Source organism: Enterococcus sp. AZ079 (genome assembly GCF_050547255.1).
Taxonomy (GTDB): domain Bacteria; phylum Bacillota; class Bacilli; order Lactobacillales; family Enterococcaceae; genus Enterococcus_D; species Enterococcus_D casseliflavus.
Genome location: NZ_CP172955.1, coordinates 364980 through 381279 on the forward strand (window position 1 = coordinate 364980; position 16300 = coordinate 381279).

General features: G+C 44.5%; 13 protein-coding genes. 9 read left to right on the forward strand and 4 right to left on the reverse strand.

The features are described 5' to 3' along the window. Positions 1-43: 43 nt before the first annotated feature. From IGJ15_RS01835 to IGJ15_RS01855, 5 genes are all read left to right on the forward strand, one after another. A complete protein-coding gene (locus IGJ15_RS01835) occupies positions 44-397 on the forward strand; it encodes a PTS glucitol/sorbitol transporter subunit IIA (RefSeq protein WP_005228025.1) in 354 nt (117 codons plus the stop codon). A gap of 15 nt (positions 398-412) precedes the next feature. Further along, the gene (locus IGJ15_RS01840) at positions 413-1594 is read left to right on the forward strand and encodes an AI-2E family transporter (RefSeq protein WP_010749119.1); all 1182 of its coding nucleotides are present in this window, start codon (positions 413-415) and stop codon (positions 1592-1594) included. Between the two features lie 281 nt (positions 1595-1875). Continuing rightward, positions 1876-2445 carry a TetR/AcrR family transcriptional regulator gene (locus IGJ15_RS01845; protein ID WP_010749120.1) on the forward strand — a complete coding sequence of 190 codons (570 nt, stop codon included), beginning with the start codon at positions 1876-1878 and terminating at the stop codon, positions 2443-2445. A 33-nt stretch (positions 2446-2478) separates the two neighbouring features. Then, entirely contained in the window at positions 2479-3018 is a 540-nt protein-coding gene (locus IGJ15_RS01850) for a flavodoxin domain-containing protein (protein WP_010749121.1), read from the forward strand. Positions 3019-3340: 322 nt separating this feature from the next. Beyond that, positions 3341-4651 carry a family 20 glycosylhydrolase gene (locus tag IGJ15_RS01855; RefSeq protein ID WP_010749122.1) on the forward strand — a complete coding sequence of 437 codons (1311 nt, stop codon included), beginning with the start codon at positions 3341-3343 and terminating at the stop codon, positions 4649-4651. 227 nt (positions 4652-4878) lie between these two features. Here IGJ15_RS01855 and IGJ15_RS01860 read toward each other — a convergent pair whose 3' ends face one another. Next, positions 4879-5739 carry a MurR/RpiR family transcriptional regulator gene (locus IGJ15_RS01860; RefSeq protein ID WP_005228070.1) on the reverse strand — a complete coding sequence of 287 codons (861 nt, stop codon included), beginning with the start codon at positions 5737-5739 and terminating at the stop codon, positions 4879-4881. A 216-nt stretch (positions 5740-5955) separates the two neighbouring features. Between IGJ15_RS01860 and rpsO the strand changes: the two genes are divergently transcribed. The 4 genes from rpsO (at position 5956) to celB (ending at position 11855) form a co-directional block, all read left to right on the forward strand. Beyond that, entirely contained in the window at positions 5956-6225 is a 270-nt protein-coding gene (gene rpsO, locus IGJ15_RS01865; RefSeq protein ID WP_005228072.1) for a 30S ribosomal protein S15, read from the forward strand. 558 nt (positions 6226-6783) lie between these two features. Beyond that, entirely contained in the window at positions 6784-8901 is a 2118-nt protein-coding gene (pnp, locus tag IGJ15_RS01870; RefSeq protein WP_010749123.1) for a polyribonucleotide nucleotidyltransferase, read from the forward strand. Positions 8902-9111: 210 nt separating this feature from the next. Continuing rightward, positions 9112-10512 (forward strand): glycoside hydrolase family 1 protein, encoded by a 1401-nt coding sequence (locus IGJ15_RS01875; protein WP_010749124.1) that lies wholly within the window; start codon positions 9112-9114, stop codon positions 10510-10512. A gap of 2 nt (positions 10513-10514) precedes the next feature. Continuing rightward, positions 10515-11855, forward strand: a complete 1341-nt coding sequence (gene celB / locus IGJ15_RS01880; RefSeq protein WP_010749125.1) for a PTS cellobiose transporter subunit IIC — start codon at positions 10515-10517, stop codon at positions 11853-11855. 80 nt (positions 11856-11935) lie between these two features. Here celB and IGJ15_RS01885 read toward each other — a convergent pair whose 3' ends face one another. The 3 genes from IGJ15_RS01885 to IGJ15_RS01895 all read right to left on the reverse strand — a co-directional run bounded on the left by IGJ15_RS01885 (position 11936) and on the right by IGJ15_RS01895 (position 16272). Next, positions 11936-13858, reverse strand: coding sequence for a heavy metal translocating P-type ATPase (locus IGJ15_RS01885; protein WP_010749126.1), 1923 nt, complete (start codon positions 13856-13858; stop codon positions 11936-11938). A gap of 294 nt (positions 13859-14152) precedes the next feature. Next, positions 14153-15193 (reverse strand): type 2 isopentenyl-diphosphate Delta-isomerase, encoded by a 1041-nt coding sequence (gene fni, locus IGJ15_RS01890; RefSeq protein WP_010749127.1) that lies wholly within the window; start codon positions 15191-15193, stop codon positions 14153-14155. Further along, a complete protein-coding gene (locus tag IGJ15_RS01895; RefSeq protein ID WP_010749128.1) occupies positions 15190-16272 on the reverse strand; it encodes a phosphomevalonate kinase in 1083 nt (360 codons plus the stop codon). Before IGJ15_RS01895 ends, fni begins: the two co-directional genes overlap by 4 nt. Between the last annotated feature and the right edge of the window lie 28 nt (positions 16273-16300).

Genomic DNA, 16300 nt, shown 5'->3' on the forward strand with positions numbered 1-16300 from the left:
TTATGTTATAATAAACAAGAAGATAGAAAGGGGAGTTTGTCATATGAAAAAAGGGACGATCAAAGAAATCGGTCCACAAGCGATCGATTCGCAAGAAAGAATGATCATCTTTTTTGGGGAAGAAGCGACCGACACACTGCGAGAATATTCAGTCATTCAAACGATTCCTGATTCGCAAGCGTTAGTCGTCACAAAAGGGGACCAGATCACTTTTGGTGATCAGACCTATCAAGTCCAATATGTAGGGACGGTCGTAAACCAAATCCTGCAAACGATCCAGCATGTGACCTTTGTCTTTGACGAAGTGCCGGCTGAAGATCAGCTTTCAAGTGCGATTTATTTAACGCCAACTGTTCTGCCGAAACTAGAAGTCGGCATGCAGGTGACGTACGACTAGGAGGCAAAGAATGTCATGAAAGAAACGCAGAAAAAGCCGCATTCCTGGTTTTGGAAATGGTTTTTAAACAATCAAGCAGTGACCAGCTTGCTGGTCATTTTATTGATTCTCTTGATTTTGCTGCTCTTTACGAAAGTGTCGTATTTGTTTGAACCCGTCTGGCAATTTTTAGCCATCGTCGGATTGCCAATCATTTTGGCGGGGATCTTGTATTACTTGATGAACCCCACCGTCGACTACTTAGAACGCAAGGGAATCAAACGAATCTACAGTATTTTTGGTCTCTTTATTTTAGTGGTTGGTCTGATCGTCTGGGGTGTGGTGGTGATCATCCCTAAGATCCAAGAGCAATCCATGAGCTTTGCGGATAATTTGCCAGGCTACTTGACGATCATCGAGAATAAGGTGAATGAGATTCTCTCTGATCCAATCTTCTCGCAAGTCCAAGAGCAGATCGAAGCCTCCAATGAGAAGCTGATTTCTTCTTTGACGGATATCGTCCAAAACCTTTCCCGCAGCACGATTCAAAATCTAGGCAGTTTCTTCGGCGCCGTTGCAACGATCGTTTTAGCGGTCATTACCATGCCATTTATTTTGTTCTACCTACTGAAAGATGGCCGTAAACTAGCCCCTTATTTTGTTAAATTTCTGCCAACCAAAATGCGCCAGCCATCACTGGTCGTCTTAAAAGAGATGAACGATCAAGTATCCTCCTATATTCGGGGACAACTGACGGTGGCGTTTGCGGTCGCAGTGATGTTTATGATCGGGTTTAGTATCATTGGCTTAGATTATGCCATCACACTGGGGATTGCAGCGGGATTTCTAAATTTAATCCCTTATTTAGGATCTTTTTTGGCCATGATCCCTGCGGTCTTTTTAGGAATCGTCGGTGGACCCGTGTTACTGATCCAAGTGCTGATCGTCTTTGTCATTGAGCAGACCATTGAAGGCCGCTTGATTTCGCCATTAGTTCTAGGAAACGAGTTGTCGATTCATCCTGTCACGATCCTGTTAGTCCTCTTGACTTCAGGAAAACTGTTTGGCCTTGTTGGGGTCATTTTAGGGATTCCTGTGTATGCGGCAGCTAAAGTGGTCATTACCCATGTGTTTGAATGGTATACGCGGGTTTCCTCCTTGTATAAAGAGGAAGAACCGATCCCCGAAGCGCCACCAGAGAACACCCCAGAAGTGTAGCAGCTTCGAGTGTAAAAGAGCCCATACGTATTATCTACGGTACAGCCTTTTTCTGTGGGCTGTACCTTTTTTATGCGGATAAAAGAGCCAGCAATCATTGGAAAGTAACGGAAGATTTACACCCTATGAACGATGATTTGTGAGAAAGCGACAGCTCTTTATTCAATAGAAAGAGCGAGGGATAGTGGCTTGGATCCAATTGACTTCGAAGGAACAAAAGAATATAATCGATTTATATAAAGAGTTTATATAACGAAACTTGTGCTTAAGGAGGGCAATGAATGCCGAAACAACGAATAACAAAGGAAATGGTGGTTGATGCCGCCTTTGAGATTGCTCGAAAAGGCGGTATGGAGCACGTGATCGTCAAGAACATTGCCGAGAAGTTAGGCTGTTCAGTCCAGCCCATTTATAGTTACTGCACCAATATGGAGGGCCTGCGAACAGAGGTAGAGCAGAAAGCACGGCAATTTTTACAAGCGTATCTAGAAGCCCATAGCGACCCCCAGGATCTGTTTCGCAGTACCGGACACGCGTATTTGCAATTGGCGAAAGAAGAACCCCATATTTTGAGTATTTTTGTCTTACAAAAAAGAGCGAATGTTTCGTCATTAGAAGATCTGTATCAGTTGGAGACGAATCCTCAAGTAGCCCAAAGGATTGCCGCCGATTTGACTATCAGTATAGAAACCGCCAAACAGCTACACATGCATATGCTCATTTACACGATCGGAATCGGTACGATTTTCTCAGTAACGACACCTGGTATTCCACTAGATGAAATCTATGCACAACAGGAAAAAGCGTACGAAACGTTTTTAGAACAAGCAATAGCTGGCACAAAACCATAAGGTGCAGTCCTAACTGCAGAGAGGAGTTCCCCCATGAAAAACGGCATTATTGTTTATCAATCGAAATACGGCGCTGTCAAAAAGTATGTCCACTGGCTTCAAGATGCAACAGGTTTTTCCAGCCTAGAAACCCCAAAAGCGAAAATAGCTGAAGTAATGGATTATGACACAATTATCTTCTGTGGGGGAATCTATGCATCGGGTATTGCTGGACTGTCCTTTTTAAAAAAGAATACCAACCAGCTAAAAGACAAAGAGATACTTATCTTTTGTGCGGGAGCCTCTGCTCCTGAAGAAGATGTTGTGAAAAAACTCAAAGAACAGAATCTCACGGGTCCGCTAAAAGACATCCCCCTTTTTTACGGCAGAGGACAATGGCAGGAAAGCAAAATGAATTTCTTTGATCGAAACTTAGTGAAAATGTTAAGAAAAGCTGCGGCTAAGAAAGCGCCTCACACCTATGATCCGCAGATGAAGGCGCTCATGGAAGCCAACGGACAAGATTGTGATTGGACAGATAAAAAGTACTTGGGTCCGTTGGTGGATTATTTGGAGCAGGGACTGTTTCAATAGTAAAGGCCAATTGCAGCTCAGCTGATTTTTCTTTTGTAGTAGTATAGGGGAGAGAATCATCATTGGGAAGCTGGCTCTTTTTCCCATTCACATCCTTCCAGAAAAGTTATAACGAATCGATCGACAACTACATGAGAATTGTTGGCTTTACTGGGATGATCGTTTGAATAGGCAATTAACCACCATACACAGGACCGGCTTTTCTGATTAGTACTTATTAAGAAATCTCTCAAAATGAAAACGTTCTTATAATCAGGTGTTATGATAGAAAGGAACCTTCATAAAAGGGAACAAATTATTAATTGTACTGAGAGAAACGAAGATGAATGAAGCACACAATGAATTCGTAGATTATAAAAAAGCAACCGCTCTTTTTGCAACAATGGGCTGGCAAATGCCAGACCACCAACCCCAAATCGTTCTCAGGCCATCACTTGATGCGGATTTTCGTTTTGAGAAGCAACAGATCATTGTCTCAACTCCTGAGAAGGTCTATCCTGCTACAACGAAATATTGGCGAGATTTCTTTACTGATCAATTGCGGGAAGGCTCATATGCGGCGGCTATCCCCGAACGTTGCTTAATGATCGATATTGGTCGCAAATTTTACTCCTTGATGGATTTAAAAGCTGTCGTTCGTAGTATGGCTTGTTTCCAGTTTACCCATCTACAGCTACACTTTTCCGAGAATGAAGGATTTCGCATTGAATCAGAGCAATTTCCAGAAATCGTTTCGGAGGAGTATTTGACCAAACAAGAGATCCGCGAATTGATCGCATATGCCCACGAACATCGCATTGCCATCATTCCGGACTTTGATTCTCCCGGTCATCTGCGGCAAGTGTTGGCTCAAAAGCCCGAGTGGCAATTACCGACAGCCGATGGCACGCGTGATGATCGAGCACTGAACATTTTGGATTCAGAAGCGGTAGCTTTTATTCAGGAAGTTTATCGGGAATATGCGCAACTGTTTGAAGACAGCACCTATTTTCATATTGGTGCCGATGAGTTTATTGATTTTGATCATTTAGAAAACTTTCCGCAAATGATCGAAGCAGCCCGTGAGCGCTATGGAGAAAAAGCCAGTGGAATCGAAGTCTTTATTGATTACGTCAATGAGCTGGCGGCCTTTGTTGAAAGTCTCGGCTTTGTTGTGCGGGTCTGGAATGATGGGTTTTACCGCTTGAATCGCCAAGAGCAGACAACGTTGACGGAGAATTGCCAAATCTCCTATTGGACCCGTTGGAACCAGAATATGGCGCCGGCAGATGTCTTTTTTGAAAAAGGCTATACCATGATCAATCACAATGATAATTTTTTCTATTATGTCTTAGGAGAAGCGGCAGGCTATACTTATCCAACCTACGAAAAAATCAGCAATGAATTCCAGTTGACGACGTTTGCCAATGGACAACAAGTTGCACAGGAACAGCTTGCCCAAACACAGGCGATCGCTTTATCCGTCTGGGCGGATGTACCTGAGGCTCAGACTAGTCGTGAAGTGATCCAAGCGATTTTTTGGCTCCAAGCGGCCATCGCACAAAAGGTGTATCAAGAAAAAGACCGCCCAAAAGCTGCGTATCAAAAACTATTTGATTCGTGGGTAGTCTCGTATTTGGAGGAGGAGCAATGAGGAAAGTAGTCGCGAGCAAGGAGAAAACAGGAGCGGATTCTATCTAGCGAGACGGAGTAAGAATGAATGCAACGTCCAGTTCATTCTACAATGGGGATCATTGCTTAGCATAAAAAAATAGAGGCTGATGACATTCAGCCTCTTGTCTTTGATTGGTAAAAAACGTTTCATCAATGGGTAGAGTCATCGCTTTAATAAAGAGTAGGAGGCTATAGCTCCCTAACATTTTACAAATACTTCTCACGAAAATCAGCGATGGCTTGGCGTGACGCATAGATATTTCGTGCCAGCTTTTCATTTTTACTTAAAAAGACATAGAAAAGGACATCGACCGCTAATAGGTGGGCGATGATTGAATTGGTAGCGGCACTCCGCTGGTTGGCTTCTTTGGAACGGGACACTTGCAGGGGAACATCCGCCAACTTCGTCAACGGATTGCTGCCAAAGCGGGTGAGTGACAGGATCGGAACGCCAAGATTTTTAGCGATTTCGGCTAAGTGAACCATCTCAGGCGTGTGTCCACTGTTGGAAATGACCCAGACCAGACTTTTTTTCTCGTTTTTGACAAGTTGCGGCAACAAGAGATTGTAGTCATTTTCAAACACGACGATCTTGCCTAAACGAGTCCATTTTTGTTGGATATCTTGTGCGATCAATGAGGAAGCACCGATTCCGCAGACAAAAATGCGTTCACGAGTCGCGATCAGTTCAGCGGCAGCCAACATCAGCTGTTCTTCTAATAATTGGGCCGTCTCATTCATGGTCACCTGGGCATTGTGGCTCAATTTTGAGGTGATGGCATGAAAGGGCTCGTTTAATTCAACATCGGCATAGCCTAAATGCTCATTGGCATTGTGGCGCAAGCCGGATTCGGCAGATAATTGTATTTTTAAATCTGTCAAACTAGCAAAGCCGGTTTTTTTCGCAAAACGTACAACGGTTGGTGCACTGATCCCAGTGGCTTCTGCTAATTGACTCGCAGTCATCGACGGCACTTTTTCAGGATTGGCCTCCATGAATGCGAAGAGTTTCTTCTCAGAAAGCGATAATTCATTTTTCATGCTCTCGATTCGGGAAAGAACGCTCATCCTTACACTTCCTTTAGATAGAGTAGTATCCTAAGTATAACATAAGTTTTGGAGGAGCTTTCAAAAGAAACGAAAAGAATAGGTAGATAAACTTGCTTTTTTACTTAGAATCAAGTAAAGTAATTACGTGTGAAAAGCACAGTACCTGTTACTTGGTTTAACGAATCACCAACGTTTTACTCAGTCGCAGGGGAAAAAGAAAAAGAGGTGAAAAACATGGCAATTTCAAAAGAACGCAAAAACGAAATCATCAACAAATTTGCACGTCATGAAGGAGATACTGGTTCTCCAGAAGTTCAAATCGCTGTTTTAACAGAAGAAATCAACCATTTGAACGAACATGCACGTATGCACAAAAAAGACCACCATTCATACCGTGGGTTGATGAAAAAAGTTGGACATCGTCGTAACTTATTAGCTTACCTACGTCAAAAAGACGTACAACGTTACCGCGAATTAATCCAAGCTTTAGGATTACGTCGTTAATCAAACAAAGAAAAGTGAGGTTCAACCCGAATCTCACTTTTTTGCTATGAATTACTGCGACTGAGCGGCGCAAGCCGCACAGAGCAGATGATGAATAGTACTAGGCGAGAGCAGCGAGCGTAGTGACCAAGCAGCGGAATCACTGCGACTGAGCGGCGCAAGCCGCACAGAGCAGATGATGAATAGTACTAGGCGAGAGCAACGAGCGTAGTGACCAAGCAGTGGAATCACTGCGACTGGGCGACGCAAGCCGCACAGAGCAGATGATGAAACCTACTAGGCGAGAGCAGCGAGGGTAGTGACCAAGCAGCGGAATCACTGCGACTGCATTGTCGGCTAAAACAGCTGATGCAGTCTGACAGGTAAGCTCGAGCCATCTAAAAAGTGAAACACCAAAATAGCGGCCTTTTGACTGGTGAATCAAAAAGCGCAGCCAAAAAGAATTTTGGGTCCTTGTAAGCAGCATCCTACTAACCAAATGAAAGCAGCGGAACGCCATTCCGATTTTTTCATTTGTTTAGTAGTGACTTGCTGGGATCCGATGAAAAGGAGCAGAACATGACAGAAAAACAAGTATTCAAAACAACTTGGGGCGGCCGCCCATTAGAAGTAGAAGTTGGCCAATTAGCCAAGCAAGCAAACGGAGCTGTATTGGTTCGTTATGGCGACACGGTTGTCCTAAGTGCAGCGGTTGCATCTAAGGAAGCAAAAGATACCGACTTTTTCCCATTAACGATCAATTACGAAGAAAAAATGTATGCCGTAGGGAAAGTACCTGGTGGCTTTATCAAACGTGAAGGACGTCCAAGTACGGAAGCAACCTTGACTGCCCGCTTGATCGACCGTCCGATCCGTCCAATGTTTGCGGAAGGCTTCCGTAATGAAGTACAAGTTACAAACATCGTAATGAGCGTTGAACAAGATTGTACGCCTGCAATGGCAGCAATGTTAGGTTCTTCTTTAGCGTTATCTATTTCAGATATCCCGTTTGACGGACCGATCGCTGGTGTCGATGTCGGTCGGGTCAATGGCGAATATGTCTTGAATCCAACAGTAGAACAAGCAGAACAAACCGATATCGAATTGACAGTAGCTGGAACGAAAAAAGCCATCAACATGGTTGAATCAGGAGCGAAAGAAGTTTCTGAAGAAGACATGTTAGGTGCGTTATTATTCGGCTTTGATGCTATCAAAGAATTGGTTGCCTTCCAAGAAGAAGTTGTCGCAGCTGTGGGCAAACCAAAAATGGAAGTCAAATTGTTACAAGTAGATGCTGACTTGAAAAAAGAAATTTTCGACGGCTACTACCAAACAATGAAAACTGCTGTTATGACGGAAGAAAAATTGGCTCGTGAAGACGAGATCGATAAAGTCAAAGACACAGTGAAAGAAGTGTATGCAGAAAAATTTGCTGGACATGAAGAGGAAGCACAATTCTTGAAAGAAGTGAAACAAATCGCAGAAGATCTTGAAAAAGATGTGGTTCGCGAATTGATCACCATCGACAAGATTCGTCCGGATGGCCGTCAATTAGACGAAATCCGTCCATTGGCATCAGAAGTTGGCTTATTGCCACGTGTTCATGGTTCTGGTCTATTTACTCGGGGACAAACCCAAGCGTTGTCTGCGTGTACGTTAGCACCTTTAGGTGAACACCAAATCATTGATGGATTAGGGGTTGAAGAATCAAAACGATTCATCCACCATTACAACTTCCCTCAATTTTCTGTTGGTTCGACTGGTCGTGCTGGCTCACCAGGACGTCGTGAAATCGGTCATGGTGCATTAGGCGAACGTGCCTTAGCACAAGTGATTCCTGATGAAACAGACTTCCCTTACACAATCCGTCTTGTTGCAGAAGTATTAGAATCAAATGGTTCTTCTTCTCAAGCAAGTATTTGTGCAGGAACCTTAGCATTGATGGATGCAGGGGTACCAATCAAAGCACCAGTTGCAGGTATCGCAATGGGACTTGTATCTGATGGTAAAAACTACACGATCTTAACGGATATCCAAGGCTTAGAAGATCACCTTGGCGATATGGACTTTAAAGTTGCTGGAACCAAAGATGGGATCACTGCGTTACAAATGGATATCAAGATCCAAGGAATCACTGAACAAATCTTGACAGAAGCATTAGATCAAGCGAAAAAAGCACGGATGGAAATCTTAAATGAATTGACATCAACATTGGCTGCTCCTCGTGAAGAGTTAAGCCAATACGCACCGAAGATCGAAATGATCCAAATCGATCCTGCGAAGATCAAAGATGTAATCGGTAAAGGCGGCGACACCATCAATGGCATCATTGATGAAACTGGCGTGAAAATCGATATCGATCAAGACGGAAAAGTTTCGATTGCTTCTGCTGATGCAGAAATGATCCAAAAAGCCATCAAGATCATTGAAGAATTGACGAAAGAAGTAAAAGTTGGCGAAGTGTACCTTGGGAAAGTTGTCCGTATTGAAAAATTTGGTGCGTTTGTCAACTTGATCAAAGGCAAAGACGGCTTAGTTCATATTTCACAACTTGCGAACGAACGGGTCAACAAAGTGGAAGACGTTGTCAAAGAAGGCGACGAAATCTTAGTGAAGGTTACAGAAATCGACAAACAAGGTCGTGTGAACCTTTCAAGAAAAGCACTATTGAACGAAGACAAAGCAGAGAAAAAATAAGCTGCTACTTCTAAATCATAAGCAAAGTCTAGGAAACTGGACTTTGCTTTTTTTGTGTCTAAGTAGCAGCTCTTCAAGAGGGTCTTACTTGACAGGAGTTATTTTTTGCGTTACCGCGAAAAATAAGAGATAATTCAGAATATTGTCTTTGCTATGCAAGCAATAATTCTAAGATGTCAAACGCATCTTATTTAGGATAAGGAGTACGATATGAAACAAACATTTCCAACCGATTTTTTGTGGGGAGCATCGATTTCCGCGCACCAAACCGAAGGGGCGTATCAAACCGACGGTAAGGGACTGAGTGTCCAAGATACTCGTCCAAGAGACAACCATGAGATCGCAGATTTTACAGTGGCTGTCGACCATTACCACAAGTACAAAGAGGATATCGCCTTGTTAGCAGAAATGGGGATCAAAATTTTCCGCTTTTCGATCGCTTGGTCGCGAATTTTTCCAGAAGGGCGCGGTACTATTAATCAAAAAGGCTTGGATCATTACAGCGATGTCATTGATGAATTGCTGAAACACGGGATTCAGCCCTTTGTGACGCTGAACCATTTTGACTTGCCGCAAGCATTGGAAGAAGAAGGCGGCTGGACAAAACGCAGCACCGTTGAGGCATTTGCCGCATATGCCAAAACGCTGTTTACAGCCTATGGGGATCGAGTGACGCATTGGCTGACGATCAATGAACCAAATATCATGCTGCTGGTGGATCAAAAAATATTAGGGAAAAAGATTCCATTATCAGAAAAATACCAGCAATTTCATCACCTGATGATCGCTGAAAAATATGCCTTCGAAGCGTGTCATGAAATCGTTCCAAATGGCAAAATCGGACCGGTGCCGAATATTTCGTTGGTCTATGCGGCGACTAGTCGACCAGAAGACAACCAAGCAGCGTTGTACTTCAACAGTGTCCGGAACTGGGCTTACCTTGATTTTGCCTGCTTCGGTCGTTACAACACGGTCTTTCAAGATTATTTGAACCAAAACGGGCTCACGATTGACTTTGGTCCGGAGGATGAGGCGTTGATGAAACGGGCGCTGCCTGACTTTGTCGCGATGAACTTCTACACCACAGTGACAGTGGAGCAGCCGACGGAAGCCGGGGATATGAAAAACGGTATCAGCGATCAGCAAAGTGAAGACATTATGGAGCGTGGTTTTTACAAAGGGTTCACCAATACGTTCTTGAAGAAAAATGCCTTCAATTGGACCATCGATCCCTTGGGGCTGAAAACGACGTTGCAGACTCTTTATGATCGTTACTACTTGCCGATCATCATTACCGAAAACGGCTTAGGGGCAGAAGATCATCTAGAAGCAGATGGCACGGTTCATGATCCGTACCGTATCGATTATTTGTCGCAGCATATCAGCCAATGCTTAGCCGCGATCAATGCTGGGGTGGATCTGATCGGATACAGTCCGTGGTCTGCCATTGATTTGATCAGTGTACATGAGGGGATTCGAAAACGGTATGGCTTCATTTACGTGGATCGCAATGATGCACAGGAAAAAGAACAAAAACGAGTGAGAAAAGACAGCTTTTATTGGTATCAAAAGCTGATTGAAGAAGGGGCGATCCCTTCGTTGGAGGAGTAACGATGACAAGTGTTTTTACCTTTTTAGAAACGCGTTTGATGCCGCCTTTGAATAAGTTGGCGAATTTACGCTTTATTCGCGCAATCATGCAAGCAGGGATCATTACGGTCCCTTTTACGATCGTCGGATCGATCTTTTTGATCATCAATAATTTACCGCAGATCATTCCACCACTGGCTGGCTTTTTCGAACAAACGATTTTACGATTTTCACCGCTTTATAGTGTCGTGACCACGATGTCTGTCGGCTCGATTGCTGTTTTTTATTGTTTAGCAACAGGGTATTATTTAACTGAGATTTATCATAAAGAAGATCATTTGACTATGAGCAGTTTTGTAGGGGCGTTATTAAGCTTGTTTGCCTTTTTAATGACGATCGTCCAAGTCGATATCACAGATGGTGCAGCTCAATTGCTGCAGTCAGAAAGCGAAACTGCCATTGTTTACAATGGAATCGCCATAGGCGGTTGGATCACACGCTTTAGCGGGGTAGGCATCTTTATTGGGATCATCACCGCAGTGCTTGCTACGGCGGTCTATCGTTTTTGTGTAAGAAGAAAGATCACCATCCAGATGCCTGAAGGAGTTCCCGATGGAGTCAGCAAGGCATTTGCGTCATTGATCCCAGCGATTTTGATCGCCTTTTTGATGGTGGCGATCAACGGGGTACTGGCGGTTTTCCACACGGATCTTCACGGATTGCTGTCCAAACCATTTGAATTCGTGAAAGAGTTGACGGGTTCTTGGTTAGGAATCATCGTGATTATGCTCCTTATCCATCTCTTATGGGCAGTGGGGGTTCATGGGACGGCTGTTATTAAAAATAGTTTCATCAATCCCATCCTGTTGGTGGCTCTAACAGAAAATATCGATGGTGCCAATAATATTTTTGCTGGGGATTTCGTGAACATGTATATTTTTATGGGCGGCGCAGGAAGTACGCTTGGATTGGTTTTATTGATGCTGTTTGTGGCAAAATCACAACAGCTCAAAGTCTTAGGAAAAGCAGCGATCTTACCAGGGCTTTTTAATATCAATGAACCAGTGATCTTCGGGGCACCGATCGTCTACAATCCGTATTTGATCATCCCCTTTATCATAACCCCTTTGATCAACGTCACGATTGCTTACTTTGCTAGCTCATTTGGCTTTGTCGATAAAGTCATTACTGGGATTCCTTGGATCTCGCCAGTCGGAATTGGGGCGTTTTTAGGAACCGGTGGTGATTTCCGAGCCATCCTGATCGCTTTGATCAACTTAGGGGTTTCCATTCTCTGCTATTATCCATTCTTTAAGATGTACGATGGCAAACTCTACACGGAACAACTTGCCAATCACGCATAAATAGGAAAAACAGCAAAACGCCCGTTGATGGACTTCTAGTGAAGTGCCAACAACGGGCGTTTTTCTAATGCAAGTAGTGATCACGTATGCAAAGACTGTTGATACAAGACGCAATCATCACAATCTTTGCGAGTTGGTTTGGCTTGCTGGGGTGTTTCTTTGTGTAATGGCAAAAGCATACGCAACCCGTTTAAGATAACTAAGATCGTGCTTCCTTCATGACCCACGACCCCTAGAGGCAGCGTGAGAAATTCAAGGAAGTTTGAAGCGATCAGCAACAAGATGACGCTGATAGAAAAGACGATGTTTTGTTTGATGATCCGCTGTAATTTTTTAGCCAAACGGTGACTGTCGACCAAGCGCAGCAAATCATTTTTCATCAAGACGATGTCCGCCACATCCATTGCGACGTCGGTTCCTTCGCCCATCGCGATCCCCACACTTGCGGTCGCTAAGGCGGGGGCATCATTGATCCCATCACCGACCATCGCATTGATTTTGTAGGTTTCTTTCATTTCTTTGATCCGAGTGGTTTTCTCATCAGGCAGGCAATCACTTTCGTAGTCAGACAAGCCGATTTCTGCTGCGATCACTTTAGCAGTACCTAAATGATCACCCGTCAGCATCGTCGTGTGAATCCCCTGCTCATTGAAGTAGGCAAGACTCTCACGAGCTTCAGGACGGGGCTGATCCAATAGCGCTAAATACCCTGCTAACACACGGTCACGATTGATATAAATCAAGGTTTTTCCAGCTGCTTTCAATTCGTGGATGCGGGTTTGCTCACTGGCAGCAACAGAGGTTAGATCGACTTCTTTTCCAATCGTCCAATGGGCAGCTTGGTAAGTGGCGGCTAGACCGACCCCCGCTTGTTCTTCCACGGCTAATTCCAACGGCTTTTCATCATGAAAATACGCCAAGATCGCTTCAGCCAATGGGTGATTTGATTGTTTTTCCATCCCGACGATCAGTTGGGGAATAAAGGGTTCATCCAGCAACAGATGGACATCAGTGACAGCAGGTTTGCCGCGAGTCAGCGTTCCGGTTTTGTCAAAAGCGATCGCTTTTACATTGGCAAAGGCATCTAAGGCTTGTCCGCCTTTGCATAAAACGCCCAAACGAGCAGCGTGAGAAATAGCTGCTAAGGTCGCAGGAGTAGCAGAGGCGACTAAGGCACAAGGAGATGCCACCACCAGTAAAACCATACCGCGATAAAAGCTTTCTTGGAACCCCCAATTCGTGAAAAACGTACACAAAACGATCATTAGCGGGACGGCGATCAGGACGATCGGCACATAGATCCGTTCGATTTTCTCTATCAAGGTCGCCGTTTGACTTGGCATTTGCTGTGCTTCTTCCACCAATTGAATGATTTTTGCAAAGCGGGTGTTTTCACTCGTTTGAGTAACTTCAATGTACAATGGCTGCCCGAGGTTGATGGTTCCGCCAAAGACTTCACTGCCTAAACGTTTCTCGACAGGAATGGATTCGCCACTGATGGCCGCCTCATCAACGCTGCTGTTTCCTTGGATCACGATACCGTCGATCGGGATCGCACTGCCTTTTGCCACCATAATCGTATCTTTTAACTGAAGGGCTTCTACTGGTACTTCGACGAGCTCGCCACTTTCAATCATTTTTAAGGCAGTCGTTGGTTGCAGTGCCATTAATGAACTGATTTCTCGCGTACTTTTGTTGGTCGTATATTCCTCAAGGGCACCGCTCAAACAAAAGATAAAGGTCAGCATCGCCCCTTCAAACCAATGACCAATGATACAGGCACCGATGGCGGCTAATGCCATCAATAGATCGACGTTCAACCGTTTGTCGTGCACCAATTCTTGCGTGCCTTCCCAGGTTTGTTTCCAACCACCAGCAAGAATCGCTAACAGATAAGGGACAAAGCTATAAGGAATGGAAAAAGATGCCATAAGAAAGCCAGTTGCCATCAAAAGCAAACAAGCGATCGTTGAAAAAACAGCCGACGATTCTGATTTACTCATAAGAAACGCCTCCTTTTGAATGTAGTCTAGGAATGAAAAACCGATCCTTTTCTCAAGAAATAATCGATTGTTCCTCCCTCAACTTGAGCATAGCACATTCGAAAACAAGATGGTAAAAAAACAACGTACCTGATAATGAAAGTGATTATCAAGTAGCGATTAAATAACGTTACTATCCAAATGATAAATGGAAACTTACTATTATAGAAAAAAGAACACAAAAAAAAGCAGTACAATAAAAAACGAATTGTACTGCTTTTACTTATTTGATGTGGTAGTCAGCGATTGGATCGCTTAACGCAAACTATACTTTGCTAAGGGAATCTGACGTGCTTCACACCACTCTTTGACAGCACCAGAAAAAATCAGCTGAACCTTGGTAAGGTCTTTGGTGCTTGTCTGTCCTGCCATTGTGTAGAGCAGCTGCAGCTGTTCCTTCCATGATTGTAAGGTGGCGATGGTTTCTTCTTTGCCTTTTGACAAAAGCAGCACGAGGATCGTGGCGGATAGTCCTACGCTATCGGCACCAAGGCAAAGTGCTTTGAAGATATCGTAAGCATCCCGAACCCCGCCTGAAGCGATGCGGGTAAAGGGCTGTTGGATCTCATTTGCTTCCAGCAAGGAAATCACGGTGGATTGACCAAAGGTGTCTAAATACGCCAATTCACGTTTTTTTCGACGAGCATTTTCGATTTGAGTAAAACTTGTGCCGCCGCTGCCAGCAACATCAATCGTTTGTACGCCGATCGCCAGTAACTGCTGGATCGTTTCACGGGACATCCCAAAGCCGACCTCTTTTACGACAACCGGAACGGCAACAGAAGCCATCGTTTTTTCCAATAAGGACAGCCATTGGCTGAATTGACGATCGCCTTCTGGCATCACTAATTCTTGCGGTGCATTCAGATGGATCTGCAAGGCATCGGCATCAAAGAGCTCCACTGCCCGCTGTGCATTTTCAACGGGACTGCCCGCGCCAATATTGGCTAATAAGAAGCCGTCAGGATTGGCTTTACGGACGATACGGAAAGAATCGGCGACACTTGGGTCTTTTAAGGCAGCCGAAACTGAGCCGGTTGCCATCATCAACTCACAGGCTTGTGCGATCTCTGCTAACTCTTGATTGATTTTTAAGGTTTTTTCACTGCCGCCGGTCATGGCATTAATGAAAAAAGGGCTGGAAAATGAGCGGTCAAAGACAGTCGTCGCAATTGACACATCAGCCACGTCAATTTGTGGAAACGACTGGTGAACCAAGCGAACTGCATCAAAATCGTTGCTGTGTTCTTTATGGAACGCTTTTGCTAAGGAAACATGTTCATCTTTTCGATTCATGATAGGTCCTCCCGGTAATGGTAAACATGCAGCGGCAAGGGGGTGATCTCGGCTTTTTCCCACGCACTCATCAATGGTAAAATACCGGTTTTTTGGTCAACGATCACGATGCCGCAATCGCCGCCGCCGGCACCGGAAGATTTGGCTGCACCACAATAATTTTCTGCTAGATCACAGAGCTTTTTAAGTGCTGGAGTTTCAATCGGCACACCAGTCAGTGCGGACAACTCCCGCAGGAGCTTTCGATTTTCCGTGATCATTTTTTTGATCGTGCGACTGTCTTCATTTAAGAAGCCGTCGATCAATCGATTGACGCAGTCTTTGCTGGCTGCTAAAAAGGCCGCATAGGCGTTTTCTTTTTCTTCTTTGGATTGATAGACTTGATCCACTAAATCAGAGGTGGAGGCAGGAGAGCCTGTCCAGCCAATCAGCAGTCGAAGAGATTTCGGAACCGTCAAGGGACGGATCGATAATCCTGGCCAATCGAAAGCGATCAATTCTGTTAAGGTATGGTCTTTTTGTTTGGTTAAGACCCAGTCGTGATCGAAGGTTGAAAAAGCGATCCAGCCGCCATAGCAAGAGGCCGCAATATCACCGCACGACCCATTGCCTTGAACAGCGAGATGGGCAAGAGCCGCAATTTTGAATTGGGTCAACCGATCCATTTCCATTTGATAGTACAGATTCAATGCTTTGACCGTGGCAACAGTCACGGCACCGCTGGAACCGAGGCCATATTTGCGACCATTCGAGTTATCCAGTTCACTGGTCACTTTTAAATCGTAAAAGGAAAGGGGAATGCCTTTTTCTTGGGCATATTTTTCCGTCAGACGAATGGCTGCCAAAATATAGTGGAACGGGTTATCCCGGTGGTCTAAGACTAATTCGCCTTTGCGACGGGTCCAGCGAATCGGCAGGTCGCTGTATTGGGCAGACTGGATGCTGCCATTTTTACGGGCCTCTTCAACAGTGACCGTGATAAATTGGTCAACGGCAACGATGATTGCAGGATGACCTGGTTCGACAACGGCGTATTCACCAGCAATAAATAGTTTTCCAGGAACGGATAGTTCAATCATTTCGACACTCCTAATCGATGGCTTCTTA